Source organism: Kitasatospora sp. NPDC088134, from assembly GCF_044741705.1.
Taxonomy (GTDB): Bacteria; Actinomycetota; Actinomycetes; order Streptomycetales; family Streptomycetaceae; genus Kitasatospora.
The window spans coordinates 1-16,704 of record NZ_JBIUTD010000041.1; the positions used below are offsets into that span (position 1 = coordinate 1).

At 75.5% G+C, this 16,704-nt stretch carries 11 protein-coding genes and 3 tRNA genes; 8 read left to right on the plus strand and 6 right to left on the minus strand.

The window, feature by feature from the left end:
- Window positions 1–276 precede the first annotated feature (276 nt).
- Both ACIOHG_RS35870 and ACIOHG_RS35875 read left to right on the plus strand, forming a co-directional pair.
- A complete protein-coding gene (locus ACIOHG_RS35870) occupies window positions 277–3,432 on the plus strand; it encodes a hypothetical protein (RefSeq protein ID WP_400957386.1) in 3,156 nt (1,051 codons plus the stop codon).
- Between the two features lie 209 nt (window positions 3,433–3,641).
- Entirely contained in the window at window positions 3,642–4,397 is a 756-nt protein-coding gene (locus ACIOHG_RS35875; RefSeq protein ID WP_400957389.1) for a sirohydrochlorin chelatase, read from the plus strand.
- Window positions 4,398–4,458: 61 nt separating this feature from the next.
- Here ACIOHG_RS35875 and ACIOHG_RS35880 read toward each other — a convergent pair whose 3' ends face one another.
- Together ACIOHG_RS35880 and ACIOHG_RS35885 are read right to left on the minus strand one after the other, a co-directional pair.
- Window positions 4,459–5,850 (minus strand): MFS transporter, encoded by a 1,392-nt coding sequence (locus tag ACIOHG_RS35880; protein ID WP_400957392.1) that lies wholly within the window; start codon window positions 5,848–5,850, stop codon window positions 4,459–4,461.
- Window positions 5,847–6,506 carry a helix-turn-helix domain-containing protein gene (locus ACIOHG_RS35885; protein WP_400957394.1) on the minus strand — a complete coding sequence of 220 codons (660 nt, stop codon included), beginning with the start codon at window positions 6,504–6,506 and terminating at the stop codon, window positions 5,847–5,849. Before ACIOHG_RS35885 ends, ACIOHG_RS35880 begins: the two co-directional genes overlap by 4 nt.
- A gap of 167 nt (window positions 6,507–6,673) precedes the next feature.
- Here ACIOHG_RS35885 and ACIOHG_RS35890 point away from each other — a divergent pair, with 167 nt between their 5' ends.
- The 3 genes from ACIOHG_RS35890 (at window position 6,674) to ACIOHG_RS35900 (ending at window position 11,325) form a co-directional block, all read left to right on the plus strand.
- Window positions 6,674–7,951, plus strand: a complete 1,278-nt coding sequence (locus ACIOHG_RS35890) for a deoxyguanosinetriphosphate triphosphohydrolase (protein ID WP_400957397.1) — start codon at window positions 6,674–6,676, stop codon at window positions 7,949–7,951.
- 40 nt (window positions 7,952–7,991) lie between these two features.
- Window positions 7,992–9,911, plus strand: coding sequence for a DNA primase (gene dnaG, locus ACIOHG_RS35895; protein WP_400957400.1), 1,920 nt, complete (start codon window positions 7,992–7,994; stop codon window positions 9,909–9,911).
- Between the two features lie 220 nt (window positions 9,912–10,131).
- Window positions 10,132–11,325, plus strand: a complete 1,194-nt coding sequence (locus ACIOHG_RS35900) for an RNA polymerase sigma factor (RefSeq protein WP_400957402.1) — start codon at window positions 10,132–10,134, stop codon at window positions 11,323–11,325.
- Window positions 11,326–11,338: 13 nt separating this feature from the next.
- Here the strand turns inward: ACIOHG_RS35900 and ACIOHG_RS35905 are convergent, their stop codons facing one another.
- From ACIOHG_RS35905 to ACIOHG_RS35915, 3 genes are all read right to left on the minus strand, one after another.
- Window positions 11,339–12,745, minus strand: a complete 1,407-nt coding sequence (locus ACIOHG_RS35905; RefSeq protein WP_400957405.1) for a glutamate decarboxylase — start codon at window positions 12,743–12,745, stop codon at window positions 11,339–11,341.
- Window positions 12,746–12,843: 98 nt separating this feature from the next.
- A complete protein-coding gene (locus ACIOHG_RS35910) occupies window positions 12,844–14,280 on the minus strand; it encodes an FGGY family carbohydrate kinase (protein ID WP_400957407.1) in 1,437 nt (478 codons plus the stop codon).
- A gap of 188 nt (window positions 14,281–14,468) precedes the next feature.
- Window positions 14,469–14,762, minus strand: coding sequence for a hypothetical protein (locus ACIOHG_RS35915; RefSeq protein ID WP_400957410.1), 294 nt, complete (start codon window positions 14,760–14,762; stop codon window positions 14,469–14,471).
- Window positions 14,763–15,084: 322 nt separating this feature from the next.
- Between ACIOHG_RS35915 and ACIOHG_RS35920 the strand changes: the two genes are divergently transcribed.
- Window positions 15,085–15,157, plus strand: a tRNA-Asn gene (locus tag ACIOHG_RS35920).
- Window positions 15,158–15,162: 5 nt separating this feature from the next.
- Window positions 15,163–15,235 (plus strand) — tRNA-Asn (locus ACIOHG_RS35925).
- Between the two features lie 133 nt (window positions 15,236–15,368).
- Here the strand turns inward: ACIOHG_RS35925 and ACIOHG_RS35930 are convergent.
- A complete protein-coding gene (locus ACIOHG_RS35930) occupies window positions 15,369–16,139 on the minus strand; it encodes a trypsin-like serine peptidase (protein WP_400957413.1) in 771 nt (256 codons plus the stop codon).
- 277 nt (window positions 16,140–16,416) lie between these two features.
- Here ACIOHG_RS35930 and ACIOHG_RS35935 point away from each other — a divergent pair.
- Window positions 16,417–16,490, plus strand: a tRNA-Ile gene (locus ACIOHG_RS35935).
- Window positions 16,491–16,704: the final 214 nt, after the last annotated feature.

A 16,704-nucleotide genomic window follows, 5' to 3' on the forward strand; every position in this document is an offset into this window, starting at 1 on the left:
CCACCCGGCTGACCGCCGCCCCGGACAGAACCGGGCAATACCTCCGCCCGAAACCATGCGCGGCAGCCTAAAACGGTATCGAACGCCCTCTGAGAGCGCTCGCAGGCCCGGCCGGGTCCGGCGCCCTTACCAGGTGCAGGGGGCCCGTGGGGGTGGGAACGCCGATTCGGTGGGTGATTCGCACCGAACCCGGTACGGCCGAGTACGGGAGTGCGTACCCTGCACGCAGGGGAGCGGGTTCCAAGATCCGATCCGGGTCCGGCCGGGGAGACTGGCATGGCAGCAGAGGTACGAGTGCGGGGGCGGGCGGCCCACTCGGCGGTGCTGCGCGAGCTGCTCCTGCTCTGGGAGGCGGCCCGCCGGGTCGGCGGACGGACGGTCACCCAGAAGCGACTCGCCAGACTCGGCGGCATCGGCCCGTCCACCCTGAACGGCTGGCTGGCGGGCCGCTCCGTGCCGCGTGAACTCGACCGCCTCACCGCGGTGGCGGGCGAACTGGCCCGCGCCGCAGGACGACCCGCGCACCGGGCCACGTACTGGTCCGCGCTCATGGCGGCCGACCGCGCCGACGACGACGGTGCGGACGACAGCGGTGCGGACAACGACGGTGCGGACGACGGCCGCAGGGACCCCGGCGACACGGACGTCGGTGCGGCGGACGTCGGCCGCGCGGGCACCGGCCACCGCCCGGACGACGGCGATCGGGCAGGTGCGGGCGGCCCGGACCGCCACCCCGACCGGTCGGGCCGGGTACCGGGCACGGCGAACGGAACGGCGAACGGCGCGGCGGGCGGCGCGAGGCACGGAGCAGCGGACGGCACGGTGAACGGCTCGACGAATGCCGCAACGACCCCCACGACGAGCACCGGCGCGGGCGTCGGGCGACACCGGGAGCGGGCCGGTCCCACACCGGCCGGTCGGCGGCTGCTGAGCCGCTACCGCGCGGCACCGCCCGCGGCCAGGGCGCTCGTCGACGCCGGAGTGGACGCGATGCGGCTCGGCCACGGTCCGGCGCTGCCCGCGGTGCTGCTGGTGGCCGCCGCCCCGCACTACCTGACGGACAGTGAGCGCGGCGCCCTCGGAGCCGGATGGGTGGCCGAGGCGATGGTGTACCTGCGCAGGGCGGTTCCGGGAACGGGCACGCTCCTGACGGTCGATCGGACCCCGGGCGGGGCCACCGCGCCACCGGGCCGGGGCTCGGCACCGGACCCCGATCGGGACCCGGTACCGGGCGAGGACGCGCGGGACGACCGGCGGGTCCGGCTGGCCGAGGCCCTGGCACGGCAGTCGGTCCGGGAGCGCGAACGGGAGGGGCGGCCGGTCCCGCCCGGCCTGTGGGACTGCCTGGTCCGGCACGCGGACCCGGCCGACCGCGCCGCGCTCGCCCGGGCGGCGGCGGGACGCGGCTACACCCGGACGGCGATCGCCCTGTGCGCCTCGGCCGTCGAGGCGGGCGAGGCCGGGGCGTTGTCGGTGGGCGCTGCCATGCTCGCCGAGGCGGGCCGGGTCGCGGAAGCCGTCGACTGGTACGGGGCGGCAGCCGACCTGGGAGTACCGGAGGCACCGATGCGGGCAGCGAAACTGCTGGAACAGGCCGGCCAGGACGGGCAGGCCGTCGAATGGCTCGACCGGGCCGGCCGCGCCGGGGACGCCGACGCCCTCTGCCGGGCCGCCGAACTGCTCGGCCGGCGCGGCGAGATCGAGCCCGCGCTGCTCCGCTTCGAACGGGCCGCCCGGGCCGGCCACCCGAACGCCCGCTACCGGGCGGGCCGCCTGCTGACCGGACTCGGCCGCGCCGAGGAGGCGCTGGAGTGGTTCGAACGGGCCGCGGCGGACGGGCACCCCGAGGCCGCGGCCGCGTGCGCCCGGAGCTGCGCCGCGGCCGGCCGGACCGAGCAGGCGGTCACCTGGTGGGAACGCGCCTGGGAGCAGGGTTCCCCGACGGCCGTGCACGAGGCGGCCCGGATGCTGGAGGCGGCGGGTCGGGTCGACGAGGCGGCCGCCTGGTGGGAGCGCGCGGCCGCGTCCGGCGACGAGGCGGCCTGGCCCGAGGCCGCGGCGATGCTGTCCCGGCAGGGCCAGTACGGCAACCTGCCCTGGTACGCGCACCTCGGCGACCACCACGCGCTGCGGGACCGGGCCGAGCAGTGCGAGCGCGCCGGGGACTTCGACGGCGCGCTGGCCTGGTACCGGAAGGCCGCCGACGCGGGCAGCGAGACCGCGCTGTTCCAGGCCGCGGACCTGCTCGAACGGCGCGGCGACCGCGCCGGGGCAGTGCGCTGCTACCAGCTCGCCGCCCGGTACGGCGACGCCTACGCGATGCGTGAACTCGGCCGTCTGCTCGGCGAACTGGGTCGGCAGCGGGAGTCCGCCGACTGGTACCTGGCCGCGCACCGGGCCGGTGACCGGCAGCCGCTGCCCGACTCCGTGCAACTCCTGCTGCACCTCGACGGGCGGACGGCGACGGCACCGGGCGAGGTGCCCGCGCTCCCCGCACCCGCGTTCCCCGCACCTCCGCTCCCGGCACCTCCGCTCCCCGCGCCCGCGCCCGCGGCCCTCCGTCCGGCGGTCGAGGGAGGTTCCGCCAACGTCCGCCCGGACGCCGCCGACTTCCGGCATGACCGGACCGGGTCCCGCCCCGTGGAGCGGACCTCGGCCGAACAGCAGGGTGCCGAGCGTCGGGGGACCGCCGGACTGGAGGAGGCGGTCGACCTGTTGAAGGACGCCGGCCGCTACTTCGAGGCCGACCTGCTCCTCCGGGCCACGGAGCGTCCGGAGCCCGAGCGGCTGCGGGAGGCCGCGCGGATGCTGTCCGGCTCGGTGGGGACGGACGGGGCGATCGACTGGGTGCAGCGACTGGCCGGCTCGGGCGACCGGCAGGCCGCCCGGGAGGCGGCGGAGATGCTGGAGGGCCGCGGCCGGATCGAGGAGGCGCTCGACTGGTACCGGCGGGCGGCCGAGGGCGGTGACCGGGACGCCCTGATCGCGGGAGCCCGGATGCTGGTCGACCGCCGCCGGACCGGCCGGGCCCTGGAGTGGTACCGCCGCGCTGCCGAGGCGGGCGACCCGCTCGCCCACCGGGAAGCCATGATGCTCCTTCAGGAGTGCGAGGAGCGCGGGAAGTTCGGCACCAGGGCCCGGAGCGGCGGATCGACGGTGCCGGAGGGGGAGGAGCCGGAAGCGGCGGAGGCGCTCACGGCCGACCGGTGGCAGCACGGCTGGGAGCCGGACGCCCGGGCCGCCGCCCCGTGGCACGCCGCCGTGCCTGTCGCGCCCACGCGCCGTGCGGCAACCAGCGCCACCAGCCCCGAGCCCGGACCGAGCGCCGTCCTCACCGACCCGCCCGCCCCGGGGGAGCTCAAGTACCCGGGAGAGCTCAAGCAACCGCGCGTCCCGCGCCAGTCCGGCGGCCCGGCGCGGACCGAGCGCTGACGGGCCGGTACCCGGACCTCCCTGAGCCCGGACCGGTCCGGTGCCCGTGCTGCCCGGGGCCCCTGCTGCCCGGGACCCCGGGCCGTCCGGCCCCCGGCGCGGTGTGCCAGAAACGGTACTCACAGCCGGGTGGCGCTCTGTGAGAGCGGGGAAACCACCCGTGACCGGTGGGCAACCGGAGCGAAACAGACGGCGGGCATGCTGGAGTCATGACCATCACCACCTCGCTCCCCGGCCGCGTCGCCCCGCTGCGGGTGCTGCACGCGGCGCGCCGCCCGGCCCTGGTGCTGGTGGCGCACGGCTCGCACGACCCGGCCGCGGCCGCCGAGATCGGTCTGCTGCACGCCCGGGTGCGGCGGGCCCGTCCGGAGCTGGACGTCCGGCTCGCGCACCTGGGCCTGAACGATCCCCGGCTGCCCGAGGTGCTGGACGGTCTCAGCGGCCGGGTGGTGCTGGTGCCACTGCTGCTCGGCCGCGGCTACCACAGCAAGACCGACATCCCCCGGACGCTGGCCGAGGCGGGGCACCTGGCGGGGCAGTGCGCCGCACCGCTCGGCCCGGACCCGTTGCTGACGGAGGCGCTGGCCGACCGGCTGGCGGCGGCCGGCTGGTGGGGCGAGCCGGTGGTGCTCGCGGCCTCCGGCTCCCGGGACCCCGAGGCGGCGCTCGACAGCGAGGCGCAGGCCGCGCTGCTGTCCGCCCGGCTGGGCGTCACCGTCCGGCCGGGGTACGTGGCGGCCGGGGGCCCCAGCGTGGCCGCGCGGGTGGCGGAACTCACTGCCGAGGGGCACACGCGGGTCGCGGTCGCCTCCTACTTCACCGCGCCCGGCGACTTCGCCCGGCTGGCCACTGCGGCCGGCGGCGCCCTGATCTCGGCACCGCTCGGCGACCACCCGCTGCTGGCCCGGCTGGTCCTGGAGCGTTACCAGGCCTGCCTCGCGCGGACGGTCCGGGCGGTCGCCTGAGCACCCCACCGCCCGGGCTGGTCGAGAAGCCCACCGTCCGGGCCGTTCGAGAGGGGGCGCGTCACACCGCTGCGGCAGCGGGAGCAGCGGCAGCCGCAGCCGGTTCGGCGTCCAGCGGGCGGCGTTCGGTGGGCAGGTCGCGGACGCGGCGCATCGGGGAGCACCAGAGGACCAGGGCGGCCAGCGGCACTCCGGCGGTCATCAGCCACATCGCGGGCCGGACGCCGATCTGGGTGCCCAGGTAGCCGGCCAGCAGCGCGCCGAGCGGGATGGCGCCGAAGTTGAGCACGGCGGCGCTGGCGGAGAGCCGGCCGAGCAGGTCCGGCGGGCAGTAGCGCTGCTGGAAGGTCGACTTGATGACATTTCCGGCGACGATCCCGCAGGAGACGCCGAACCCGCCGAGCAGGTACCAGCCGAGGCCGGCGCCGCGCCCGGTCAGCGGAATGAGGACGGCCAGTGCGGGCAGCGCGAGTTCCAGCACCAGCATGCCGCGCGAGCTGCCGAGCCGGGCCGCGACCCGGCGGGCGACGGCGGCGCCGACGATGCCGCCGGTGGAGGCGAGGGCGAGCAGCAGGCCCACGGTGCCCTCGTCGACGCCGACCTCACGGATCAGGAAGACCACCAGCAGCGACTGATAGCCCGTCAGGACCAGGTTGGAGGTGGCGCCGAACAGCGTGAAGGTGCGGAACCAGACGTCCGAGCCGAGCAGCCGCAGGCCCTCGCCGATCTCCTGGCGCAGGGCGCGGCGCGGGCGTTCGCCGCGGCCGGGTTCGCGGTGCCCGATCCGGGCGGTGCAGCCGAGCGAGAGCAGGAAGGTCGCGGTGTTGGCGAGCAGCCCGTTGACCGGTCCGGCCAGTTGGGCGAGCAGGCCGCCGGTGCCGAGTCCGGCGATGCCCGCGGCGGAGGCGCTGCCGTGCAGCTTGGCGTTGCCCTCGGCCTGGTCGGCGGGGGCGAGCAGGTGGGGCAGGAAGGCGGTGTAGGCGGTCTGGAAGAACACCCCGGCGGCCCCGGCGAGCAGGGCGACGGCCAGCAGGTGCCAGAGGGTGAGCACCCCGGCGAGCGCGGCCAGCGGGACGGTGGCGTACAGCACCAGGGAGACCGCCGTCGCGGTGAGCATGACCGGGCGGCAGCGCAGCCGGTCCACCCAGACGCCGACGGGCAGGCCGATCAGCAGCCAGGGCAGCCAGCCGGCGGCGCCGAGCAGGCCGACCTGGAAGGTGCCGGCGTCCAGCGAGGTGACCGCGATCAGCGGCAGGGCCAGGCCGGTCACGGCGGAGCCGTACTTGTTGGCGGTCTCGCCGATCCACAGGTGCCGGAAGTCCCGGTGGCGCCGCAGCAGCCCGCGCGGCCGTCCCGCGCCCGGTGCGGTCGGGAGCCCCTCGGCGGCGGACCCACTGCGGTCGGCGGCGGTGGCTGCGGGTGCGGTGGCGGGGGCGGAAGCCGGAGTGGTCATGGCCGTTCGGGGTCCTTTCGGGGCAGTACCTGGATCTGGACGAGGACCGGGCGGGCCGCGGGGTCGGGGGCGGCGTCCGGGGCGGGGGTGTGGCGGGCGACCACGGCCTGCAGCTCCAGGTCGAGGGCGCGGAGCTGATCGGGCGTCAGCCGCAGGTTGTTCCAGTCGGTGACAGAGCCGGTGCCGCGCCACGGCTCGTCCCAGTCGGCGGCCAGCGAGTCGGCGACCCGCTGGTACTGCCGGCGCAGGTTCTCGGCCTGGTAGACGGAGAGCGCGGCCCGGGCGGCCGGGTCCCGGTCGAAGTCGGTGGCGGACAGCACGATGGCGCCGCGCACGGCCCGCCACCAGCGCTCCCGCTTGGTGCCGCGGCCGGTCTCCTCCTCGATGAAGCCGTGGTCGGCGAGGTGTCGCAGGTGCCAGCTGACGGTGCCGGTGGACTCGCCGGTGCGGTCGGCGAGCCGGGCCGAGGTGGCGGGGCCGTTCGTCCGCAGCTCGTCCAGCAGTCGCATCCGCAGCGGGTGGGCGAGTCCGCGCAGCGAACCGGCGTCGAGCCGGCGGCGCGGGGCGTCCCCGACGGTGGCGGCACCCGCGGAGTCGGCGGGGCGGCGGTCCTCGGGCTGGTCCTCGGGGCGGTGCTCGGGGCGATGCTCGTTCATGGCCCCACCCTAGAATGCAGAGAGTCCTCTGCATAGGCTTCTCTGCAGAGAATCCTCTGCAATATGTGGAGGAGTCCGTTCCGACGGGGCATCGCCGCCCGCCCGCCACCGCCGGTTCGCGCGGCGCACGGCCGAATGTCCGTCAACGGGCGTACGGTGATCGGCATATGAAGAACACCGCTCCGTACGATCCGCAGTCCGAGGCGCGCTGGGTGCCCGAGCCCGACAAGCGGCCCGGCCGCACCGCCTTCCAACGCGACCGGGCCCGGGTGCTGCACTCGGCCGCGCTGCGCCGCCTGGCGGGGACGACCCAGGTGGTCGCGCCGATGAGCAGCGACTTCCCGCGGACCAGGCTGACGCACTCGCTGGAGTGCGCGCAGGTCGGCCGGGAGCTCGGCGCGGCCCTCGGCTGTGATCCGGACTTGGTGGAGACGGCCTGCCTGGCGCACGACATCGGCCATCCGCCGTTCGGCCACACCGGCGAGGAGGCGCTAGACCAGGCCGCCGAGGGGTGCGGCGGCTTCGAGGGCAACGCGCAGTCGCTGCGCATCCTGACCAGGCTGGAGCCCAAGCGCTTCGCCCCGCTGGACGAGCCGGAGGTCCGGCTCTCGCCGTGGCCCGGCCGCAGCGTCGGCCTGAACCTGACCCGCGCCGCGCTGGACGCCGCCACCAAGTACCCGTGGGCGCGCGGCGGTCACCCCACCGACCCGGGCTCCACCAAGTACGGCGTGTACGGGGACGACCTGCCGGTGTTCCGCTGGATGCGCGCGGGCGCGCCGGACGGCCGCAAGTGCTTCGAGGCGACGGTGATGGACTGGTCGGACGACGTGGCCTACTCCACCCACGACGTGGAGGACGGCCTGCAGGCCGGCCACATCGACCCGGCGGCGCTGCGCTCCCCGCAGGAGCGCGCCGAACTGTTCAAGACCGCCGAGCGGTTCGCCCCCGGCGCCGAGCCGGAGGAGTTCGGCGCCGCGCTGGACCGGCTGCAGGCCGAGGAGTGGTGGCCCACCGGCTACGACGGCACCGCCCGGTCCCGGGCCGGCCTGAAGGACCTCACCAGCCAGCTGATCGGCCGCTTCTGCCTGGCCGCCGAGCAGGCCACCCGGGCCCGCTACGGCCCGGGCCCGCTGACCCGCTACGCCGCCGAACTGGTGGTGCCGCACGGCGTCCGGCTGGAGTGCGCGGTGCTCAAGGCGGTCGCCGTCCGGTACGTGATGCAGCGCGACGAGCAGGCCCAACTCCGGTCCCGCCAGCGGATCGTGATCGCCGAGCTGGCCGACGCCCTGCTGCGCGGCGCCCCGGCGGGGCTGGACGGGGTGTTCGCCGCCCAGTACGCCGAGGCCGAGGACGACCGGGCCGCGCTGCGCACCGTGATCGACCGGATCGCCACCCTCACCGACGCCTCCGCGCTCGCCCTGCACGCCGAGCTGGTCGGTCCGTAGGGCCGGGGTCGGACGGCTCCCGCTCCCGTAGACTTCACCGGTGGCCGGTCGGATCAGGGACGAAGATGTGCAGGCGGTGCGTGCCGCCCTGCCGATCGACGCCGTGGTCGGCGACTACGTGCAGTTGGCGGCCGGTGGCGGCGCGCAGCTGAAGGGCGTCTGCCCGTTCCACGACGAGAAGTCCGCGTCGTTCTACGTGCACCCGGGCAAGGGCGTCTTCCACTGCTTCGGCTGCGGCGAGTCCGGCGACACGATCACCTTCCTGATGAAGATCGAGCACTGCTCGTTCGCGGAGGCGGTCGAGCGGATGGCCGCCCAGGCGGGCATCACCCTGCGCTACGAGGAGGGCGGCTACAGCCCGCGCCACCAGCAGGGCGAGCGGACCAGGCTGGTCGAGGCGCACAAGGTCGCCGCCGCCTGGTTCGAGGAGCAACTGGCCACGCCGGAGGCCGAGATCGGCCGCCGCTTCCTGGCCGAGCGGGGCTTCGACGAGGCCGCCGCCAAGCACTTCGGGGTGGGCTACGCCCCGGCCGGCTGGGAGCACCTGGTGCGCTTCCTGCGCGGCCGCGGCTTCTCGGACAAGGAGATCTCGGTCGGCGGCCTGGCCTCGCAGGGCCAGCGCGGCGGCCTGATCGACCGCTTCCGGGGCCGCCTGGTCTGGCCGATCCGGGACAGCTCGGGCGACGTGGTGGGCTTCGGCGCCCGCCGCCTGCGCGAGGACGACAACGGCCCGAAGTACCTGAACACCCCCGAGACGCCGCTCTACAAGAAGTCGAACGTGCTGTACGGCATCGACCTGGCCCGCAAGGAGATCGCCAAGTCGGGCCGGGCGGTGGTGGTCGAGGGCTACACCGACGTGATGGCCTGCCACCTGGCGGGCGTCACCACGGCGGTGGCCACCTGCGGCACCGCCTTCGGCGAGGACCACATCAAGATCATCCGCCGCCTGCTGATGGACACCACCTCCACCGCGGGGTACCGCGGCGAGACGGTCTTCACCTTCGACGGCGACGCCGCCGGCCAGAAGGCCGCCCTGCGCGCCTTCGAGGACGACCAGAAGTTCGCCGCCCGCACCTCCATCGCCATCACCCCGGGCGGCATGGACCCGTGCGAACTGCGCCTGTCCCAGGGCGACGAGGCGGTCCGCACCCTGGTCGAGCACCCCGTCCCGCTGTTCGAGTTCGCGCTCCGCTCGGCGGTCGGCCGGCACCGGGTGGACACCGCCGAGGGCCGCGCCGCCGCCCTGGAGGAGGCCGCCGGGATCATCGTCAAGATCAAGGACCGCTCGATCCAGCACGAGTACGCCGTCCAACTGGCCGGCATGGTCGGCATCCTGGACGAGCAGTTCGTGGTCCGCCGGATCGCCCAACTCGCCCGCTGGCAGCGCGAGAACCAGCAGAACGGCCAGCAGCGCACGCTGCGCCGCCCGGACGCCCCCGCCCGGCCGCCGGTCCGCCCCGAACGTCCGGCGTTCCGGCTCGACCCGCGCGACCCGGCCCAGTTCGTCGAGCGCGAGCTGCTCAAACTCGCCCTCCAGCACCCGGACCTGGTCAGCCCGGCCTTCGACCAGTACGGCGAGGAGGAGTTCCCCACCCCGCCGTACCGGGCCGTCCGCCGCGCCATCGGCCAGGTCGGCGGCACCGCCTACGGCGCGACCCTGCCCGACTTCACCGCCGCCGTCCGCGAGGCCAGCCCGGACGACCAGGTGCGCGGCCTGGTCACCGAACTGACCGTGGAGCCGATCCGCTCCCGCCGCAAGGCCGACGAGGTGTACGCGGGGGAGTTCCTGGTCAAGCTCCGCCTGCAGGCCGTCGAGCGCCGGGTCGCCGAGGTCCGCGCCCACCTGCGCCGGCTCGGCGACCGCGCCACCGCCGAGGAACTGCACCCGGTGCAGAGCGAGCTGTGGGCCCTCCAGCAGTACGGCCAGCAACTGCGCTCCAAGGGCGCCGCCGCGCTCTGACCGCCACGCTCTGACCGCCGCGCGCCGACGGGTCGCGCCCCGACCCGCCCCGTCGCACGCCCTGACCCGCTGTCAGGCGCCCCGCGTGCACTGGCACTTGCCGCCGGGGCGGGTGCCGTTCGCCCACCTCCTGCCCGTCCGCAGGTGCCCGGGCCCGCCGGGCTGGGTATCCCCTCCGGTGTGGTGCGGCACCCCCAGGCCGCGCCCGGCCCCCGGAGGGATGCCCGTGGAGCTTTCCGTCGCCCGCCAGCCCCAGACCGCCGCGCGCCTCCCGCAGGCCGCCCCCGTCCGGGACGCCGCGCTCCCACCCCGGCGCGGCCCGCTCGGCCTGGCCGCGCCCGCCGAAGCCGCCGCGCCCACCGACCCGGTCGAGCCCGCCGAGCCCGCAACGGAGATCGCGGAGGCCACAGAGGCGGTGGAGCCCGCAGCGGCCGCGGAGGCCGAACCGACCCCGGAGGAACTGGCCGAGGAGGTCCCGGAACCGGCCCTGGACGAGGGCACCGGCCCGGCCGCCGACCTGCTGCGCCAGTATCTGCGGGAGATCGGCCGGATCCGGCTGCTGACCGCCGTCGAGGAGGTGGAGCTGGCCCGCGCCATCGAGGCCGGCCTGTTCGCCGAGGAGGCGCTCGACCGCACCCAGGGCGGCGACCAGCGCCTCGCCGACGACCTGGACCGGCTGGTCGTCCTCGGCCGGATCGCCAAGCGCCGCCTGATCGAGGCGAACCTGCGGCTGGTGGTCTCGGTCGCCAAGCGCTACGTCGGCCGCGGCCTGACCCTGCTCGACCTGGTGCAGGAGGGCAACCTCGGCCTGATCCGGGCGGTGGAGAAGTTCGACTACGCGCGCGGCTACAAGTTCTCCACCTACGCGACCTGGTGGATACGCCAGGCGATGAGCCGCGCCCTGGCCGACCAGGCCCGCACCATCCGGGTGCCGGTGCACGTGGTCGAACTGATCAACCGGGTGCTGCGGGTGCAGCGCGCCCTGCTGCAGGAGCGCGGCCTCGAACCGACCGCCGCCGAGGTCGCCGCGGTGCTGGAGCTGACGCCGGAGCGGGTCCGGGAGATCCGGCGGCTCGCCCAGGAGCCGGTCTCGCTGCACACCCCGGTCGGCGAGGAGGACGACGTCGCGCTGGGCGACCTGATCGAGGACGCCGACGCCGCCTCCCCGCCGGAGAGCGCCGCCTTCCTGCTGCTGCGCGAGCACCTGGACGCGGTGCTGGCCACCCTCGGCGAGCGCGAGCGCCAGGTGGTCCAGCTCCGCTACGGCCTCGACGACGGCCGCCCGCGCACCCTGGAGGAGATCGGCCACCTGTTCGGCGTGACCCGGGAGCGCATCCGCCAGATCGAGGCCAGGACCCTCGGCAAGCTCCGCGACCACGCCTTCGCCGACCAGCTCCGCGGCTACCTCGACTAGGGCCGCCGTCCGCTCAGTGGTGGAACCCGCTGTGCCGCGGCATCCCCAGCTCGCCGAGCGGCGCGGGCTGGCGCTCCAGCTCGGGCAGCAGCCGCCGCAGGTCGCTCAGCAGCAGGTCCGCCAGGTCCCGGGTGAACCCGTTGCGGCACACCACCCGCAGCACCGCCAGGTCGGTCCGCCCCTCCGGGAAGGTGTACGCGGGCACCTGCCAGCCGCGCTCGCGCAGCCGCCGCGAGACGTCGAACACGTCGAACGGGCAGTCCTCGACGGTGGTGACGGCGAACACCGGCACCTGGTCGCCGCGGGTGATCAGCCGGAACCGGCCGAGCTTCTCGAACTCCGCGGCCAGGTACGTCGCCACGTCCCGGCAGGCCTGCTGGACGGCGCGGTAGCCGGCGTGCCCGAGCCGCAGGAAGGTGTAGTACTGGGCGACCACCTCGGCGCCGGGCCGGGAGAAGTTCAGCGCGAAGGTCGGCATCTCGCCGCCCAGGTAGTTGACCTTGAACACCAGCTCCTCGGGCAGCGCCCCGGTGTCCCGCCACAGCGCCCAGCCGACGCCCGGGTACACCAGGCCGTACTTGTGCCCGCTGGTGTTGATCGACGCCACCCGGGGCAGCCGGAAGTCCCAGACCAGGTCCGGGTCCAGGAACGGCGCGACCATCCCGCCGGACGCCCCGTCCACGTGCACGGGCACGTCCAGGCCGGTGTGCGCCTGCAGGTCGTCCAGCGCGGCGCAGATCCCGGCGATCGGCTCGTACGAGCCGTCGAAGGTGGAGCCGAGGATGCCGACCACCCCGATCGTGTTCTCGTCGCAGTGCGCCACCGCCTCCTCGGGGCTCAGGTGGAAGCGGTCGCCCGCCATCGGCACCAGCCGCGCCTCGACCTCCCAGAAGTTGCAGAACTTCTCCCAGCAGACCTGCACGTTGATGCCCATCACCAGGTTCGGCCGGGCCCCGGCCGCGTACCGGTCGGCGTTGCGCCGCATCCAGCGCCGCTTCAGCGCCATTCCGGCGAGCATGCACGCCTCGCTGGAGCCGGTGGTCGAGCAGCCCACCGCCGCGTCCGGGTCGGGGGCGTGCCACAGGTCGGCCAGGATCGCCACGCAGCGCCGTTCCAGCTCGGCGGTCTGCGGGTACTCGTCCTTGTCGATCATGTTCTTGTCGCGGCACTCGCCCATCAGCCGGTCCGCGTACTCGTCCATCTGCGTCGTGACGAAGGTCGCCAGGTTGAGCTTGGCGTTGCCGTCCAGCAGCAGCTCGTCGTGGATCAGCTGGTACGCCACCGGCGGCGGCACCGGCACCCGGGGCAGCCGGTGCAGCGGCGGCGCGAGCTGCATCGCCCCCACCGGGTCGGTCAGCACGTGCAGCGGGCTGAACGGCAGCCGGCGCTCCTCCGAGCTCTGTCCCCTGTGCAACGCCATGGCGAACCGTCCCTCCACTCGTGGAGTTCCCACGGTGCCACCGGGCCCGGGCCGACGCACTTTCAGGAACCCGTTCCGGACAGGGGCCGGACGGGGCGTCAGGAGGCGGCGGTCTCCGGGTGGTACTGCTCGCGCATCGCCGCGAACTGCTGGCGCACCGCCGTGCCGACCGCCAGGTCGTGCTCCTGGTCGGGGGCGAGCAGCGTCAGGTCCGGCAGCTCCCAGCGCGGCGGCTCGGCCGTCCCGGCCAGCGCCCAGGCGGCCTGCCGGGCCGCGCCGCGCGCCGCGTGGTCGCCCGGCGGCGGCACCACCACGGGCCGCCCGAACACCTGCGGCGCGATCTGCTGCACGGCGGGCAGCCGCCCGGCCGCGCCCAGCAGGAACACCCGGTCCACCGCGACCCCGTGCCCGCGCAGCACGTCCACCGCCTCGGCCAGGTTGCACAGCATGCCCTCGACGGCCGCCCGCGCCACGTGCTGCGGCGCCATCGACTCGGCCCGCAGCCCGGTCAGGGTGCCCGCCGCCTGCGGCAGCTTCGGCGTCCGCTCGCCGTCCAGGTAGGGCAGGAAGACCATCCCGTACGCGCCGGGCGAGGACTGCAGCGCCAACTCGGACAGGCCCGCCAGGTCGGTGCCCAGCATCGCGGCGGTGGAGCGCAGCACCTGCGCGGCGTTCAGCGTCGCCACCATCGGCAGGTGCCGGCCGGTGGCGTCCGCGAACGAGGAGACCAGCCCGGACGGGTCGACCACCGCCCGGTCGTGCACCGCGAAGATCGTGCCGTTGCCGCCGAGCGAGACCACCGCGTCGCCGACCTCCAGGCCCAGGCCCAGCGAGGCCGCCATGTTCTCGCCGGTGCCGGCCGAGATCAGCAGCCCCTCGGGGGTGTGCCCGGCGGGCTCGGCCGGGCCCAGCACGTCCGGGACCTTCAGCTCGTGGCCGAGCGCCAGCTTGACCAGGTCCTGCCGGTACTCGCCGGTCACCGGCGACCAGTACCCGGTGCCGGAGGCGTCGCCGCGGTCCGTGGTGCGCCGCCGCGCCCCGCCCAGCAGCTGCGACACCAGCCAGTCGTGCGGCAGCAGCACCTCGGCGATCCGCTGCGCCGACACCGGCTCGAACTCGGCCAGCCAGCGCAGCTTGGCGATCGTGTACGTCGGGCCCGGCACCGCGCCGATCGCCTCGGCCCAGGGCTGCGGCCCGCCCAGCGCGTCCAGCAGCGCGGCCGCCGCCCCCGCCGAGCGGGGGTCGTTCCACAGCAGCGCGGGCCGCACCAGCACACCGCCGGCGTCCAGGCCGATCAGGCCGTGCTGCTGGGCGGACACGCCGATCGCCCGGACGCCCTCCAGCAGGCCCCCGGCGGCGGCGTCGCCGAGCGAGTGCAGCCAGCTCTGCGGGTCCACCTCCGTGCTCCGGGCGTCCTCGCCCTCCGGGAGCGGGTGCGGAGCCCGGCCCTGTCGGAGTACGGCGCCGGTGTCGGCGTCGCACGCGACGATCCGGGTGCGAGTGGTGGAGCTGTCGATGCCCGCGACGATGGCCATGCCGAGATCATGCCGCAGTCGGCGGTCGGGGCGGGCCCGACTGCCGCAAGTGTTGCCCAGTCGGTACCGGAACCACCCCGTCCGACAGCCGTCCGCCCCGGCCCCGGGAGGCCCGGCGGACCGGGGGCGTCATCGGGGTGTTCCCGGAGCGTCCCCGGGCCGTCCGCAGGGCGTTCCCGAGGGCGTCCTCAGGGGCGGACGGTGCCCCAGCCGTCGTCCTCGCCGTGCTGCCGGGCGAAGTACGGGACGCGCTCGGTCAGCGCGTTCGGCAGCTTCTCGCCGACCTTGTCGGCGACCGCCCCGGCGGCCTTGCCGGCCACCGCGCCCGCCTGCTGCCTGGCCTTCTCGGCGGCGTCCTGCACCCGCGGGTTGTCCCGCACGTGCCGGGCCGCGCCGGCCAGCTGTTCGTAGCGCTCGCGCCCGGCCCGGGTACCGAGGACGTACCCGATTCCGAGGCCCACGATCAACGACACCTTCCACATGCCCTGGTTCCACCCTTCGTCGCCGCGCGATTGTGTGCCGCGTCTACCCGCCCGGCCGGTCCGTGAACCGCCCGGCCGGTGGCGGGTCCGGGCCAGCCGGAGCCGCCGTGCACCAGCATCCCCGCCCGTACCGGGGGACGCGCGCGGGGCGCGCCGTACCGGCCCGCGGCCGTGCCAGGGGCGACGCACGGGCGAGGTGGGGGAGGACGGCGGGGAAAGCGATTGGCGGAACACCCCCCTGAGTGCGCTAATGTATGTCCCGCAGCGAGCACCGTGGGCCCCGGAGCGATCCGGAGACCGGGTGGGCGAGGCAGAAGCACGATCCTCCATAGCTCAATTGGCAGAGCAGCCGACTGTTAATCGGCAGGTTATTGGTTCGAGTCCAATTGGAGGAGCGCGGTCCCCCATAGCTCAATTGGCAGAGCAGCCGACTGTTAATCGGCAGGTTATTGGTTCGAGTCCAATTGGGGGAGCTTCACCGGAAGTCTCGGTGATCAGTCCAGAGCGAGGGCCCTTCGGCGAGACCGAGGGGCCCTCGTGTTTTTCCCCTCGGTCTCGCCGAAGGGCCCTCGGAGGCCGCTCGGGGTTTTCCGGGGGAGGGCGGTCTCAGCTGCCGCCGGTGCCGCCGTCGGCCTGCCGGTAGAGGTCGGCGGTCCGCTGGTCGAAGGCCGGGCTGTAGGAGGTGTCGGCGGTGTCGCCGCCCTGCTGGTAACCCCCTATGACGCCGATCACCCGGCCGTCGGCGGTGACCCAGGGGCTGCCGCTGGTGCCGTCGGTGAACCCGCTGCAGTCGAAGCGCCGGCCGTTCGGGCCGGCCGTGACGGCGGTGGTCCGGCAGGTGATCGGGGCGTTGCCGTCGTTGGGGTAGCCGGTGACGGTGACCTCGGTGTCGCCGCCGTCGGTGGAGAACCGCTCGGCGCCCAGCACGTCCTCGATCCGCCGGCCGTCGACCCGGTCGACGGTCAGGAACGCGACGTCGTAGTGCTCGTCGTCCGGGCCGGTGCCCCAGCGCGGGTCGACCTTGACCCCGGTGATCGGCCAACTCCCGTGCGGGGCACGGCCGTCGCGGTAGCCGGGGGCGAACACCAGGCCGCTCACGGGGACGCCGTGCGGGGCAACGCAGTGGGCGGCGGTGATCAGCAGGCTGCCGCCGCCGCTGTGCACGACGGAGGCGGTGCAGAACCGGGGGCCGTCGAGGCCGTCGAGGAACAGCTGCCCGACCCGGTCGGCGGCCGGGCCGGCGGCGGCGGGGCTGGACGTCGCGGTGGGGCCCCCGGCGGGGGCGGCGGAGGTGCAGCCCGCGGCGGCCAGCAGCAGGGCGAGCGCGCCGACGGCGCGGAGCGGCTGCCGGCCGGGGCCTGGGGTGCTGCGCGGCACGGTCGCTCGCTTCCGCCGGGTCGGTCCGCCCGGGGCCGGGCGGCGGTCGCAGCAAGATCTACCAGTCCCCGGCGCGGCCGGGCAACCACCTGTGGCGGCCCGGACCCGGGGCGGCCGGGCCGGGCCCCAACACGCCGACGGGGGCGGGGCCGTGCGTACCCGGATGCGCCCCCGGCGCGCACCACCGGTGATCGACCGGCTATGCTGCCGGGGGCGGCCCTGAGGGGCCGTCTGCTGCTGCCAGGGACCGGCCCGCCGGCCCGGCAGGTCGAGTCGGGGGGCGGTAGCTCAGCCGGTTAGAGCAGGGGACTCATAATCCCTTGGTCGTGGGTTCGAGTCCCACCCGCCCTACCTCGGCCGCTGACGGGACGTCAGCACACCCGCAGCCCCTGTTCCGGCACGAAGCCCGGGGGCACCACCACGAGGGCTCCGTCGGGGGCGCCGCTCGGGTCGCCACGCAAACTGTAGAGCACCGGCCCGCCGTTCGGCCTCCCGCCGGGCCCGGATTCACCCGCCCGTGGACGGAAACGGACCTGTTCGGCACAGCGGCCGGGGCCCGCGCGTC

What these genes read in the sequence shown, in the direction of transcription:
- ACIOHG_RS35870 (WP_400957386.1), top strand. Translation starts at nt 277, where the DNA reads ATGGCAGCAGAGGTACGAGTGCGGGGGCGGGCGGCCCACTCGGCGGTG.
- ACIOHG_RS35875 (WP_400957389.1), top strand. Translation starts at nt 3,642, where the DNA reads ATGACCATCACCACCTCGCTCCCCGGCCGCGTCGCCCCGCTGCGGGTG.
- ACIOHG_RS35880 (WP_400957392.1), bottom strand. Translation starts at nt 5,850, where the DNA reads ATGACCACTCCGGCTTCCGCCCCCGCCACCGCACCCGCAGCCACCGCC.
- ACIOHG_RS35885 (WP_400957394.1), bottom strand. Translation starts at nt 6,506, where the DNA reads ATGAACGAGCATCGCCCCGAGCACCGCCCCGAGGACCAGCCCGAGGAC.
- ACIOHG_RS35890 (WP_400957397.1), top strand. Translation starts at nt 6,674, where the DNA reads ATGAAGAACACCGCTCCGTACGATCCGCAGTCCGAGGCGCGCTGGGTG.
- ACIOHG_RS35900 (WP_400957402.1), top strand. Translation starts at nt 10,132, where the DNA reads ATGCCCGTGGAGCTTTCCGTCGCCCGCCAGCCCCAGACCGCCGCGCGC.
- ACIOHG_RS35905 (WP_400957405.1), bottom strand. Translation starts at nt 12,745, where the DNA reads ATGGCGTTGCACAGGGGACAGAGCTCGGAGGAGCGCCGGCTGCCGTTC.
- ACIOHG_RS35910 (WP_400957407.1), bottom strand. Translation starts at nt 14,280, where the DNA reads ATGGCCATCGTCGCGGGCATCGACAGCTCCACCACTCGCACCCGGATC.
- ACIOHG_RS35915 (WP_400957410.1), bottom strand. Translation starts at nt 14,762, where the DNA reads ATGTGGAAGGTGTCGTTGATCGTGGGCCTCGGAATCGGGTACGTCCTC.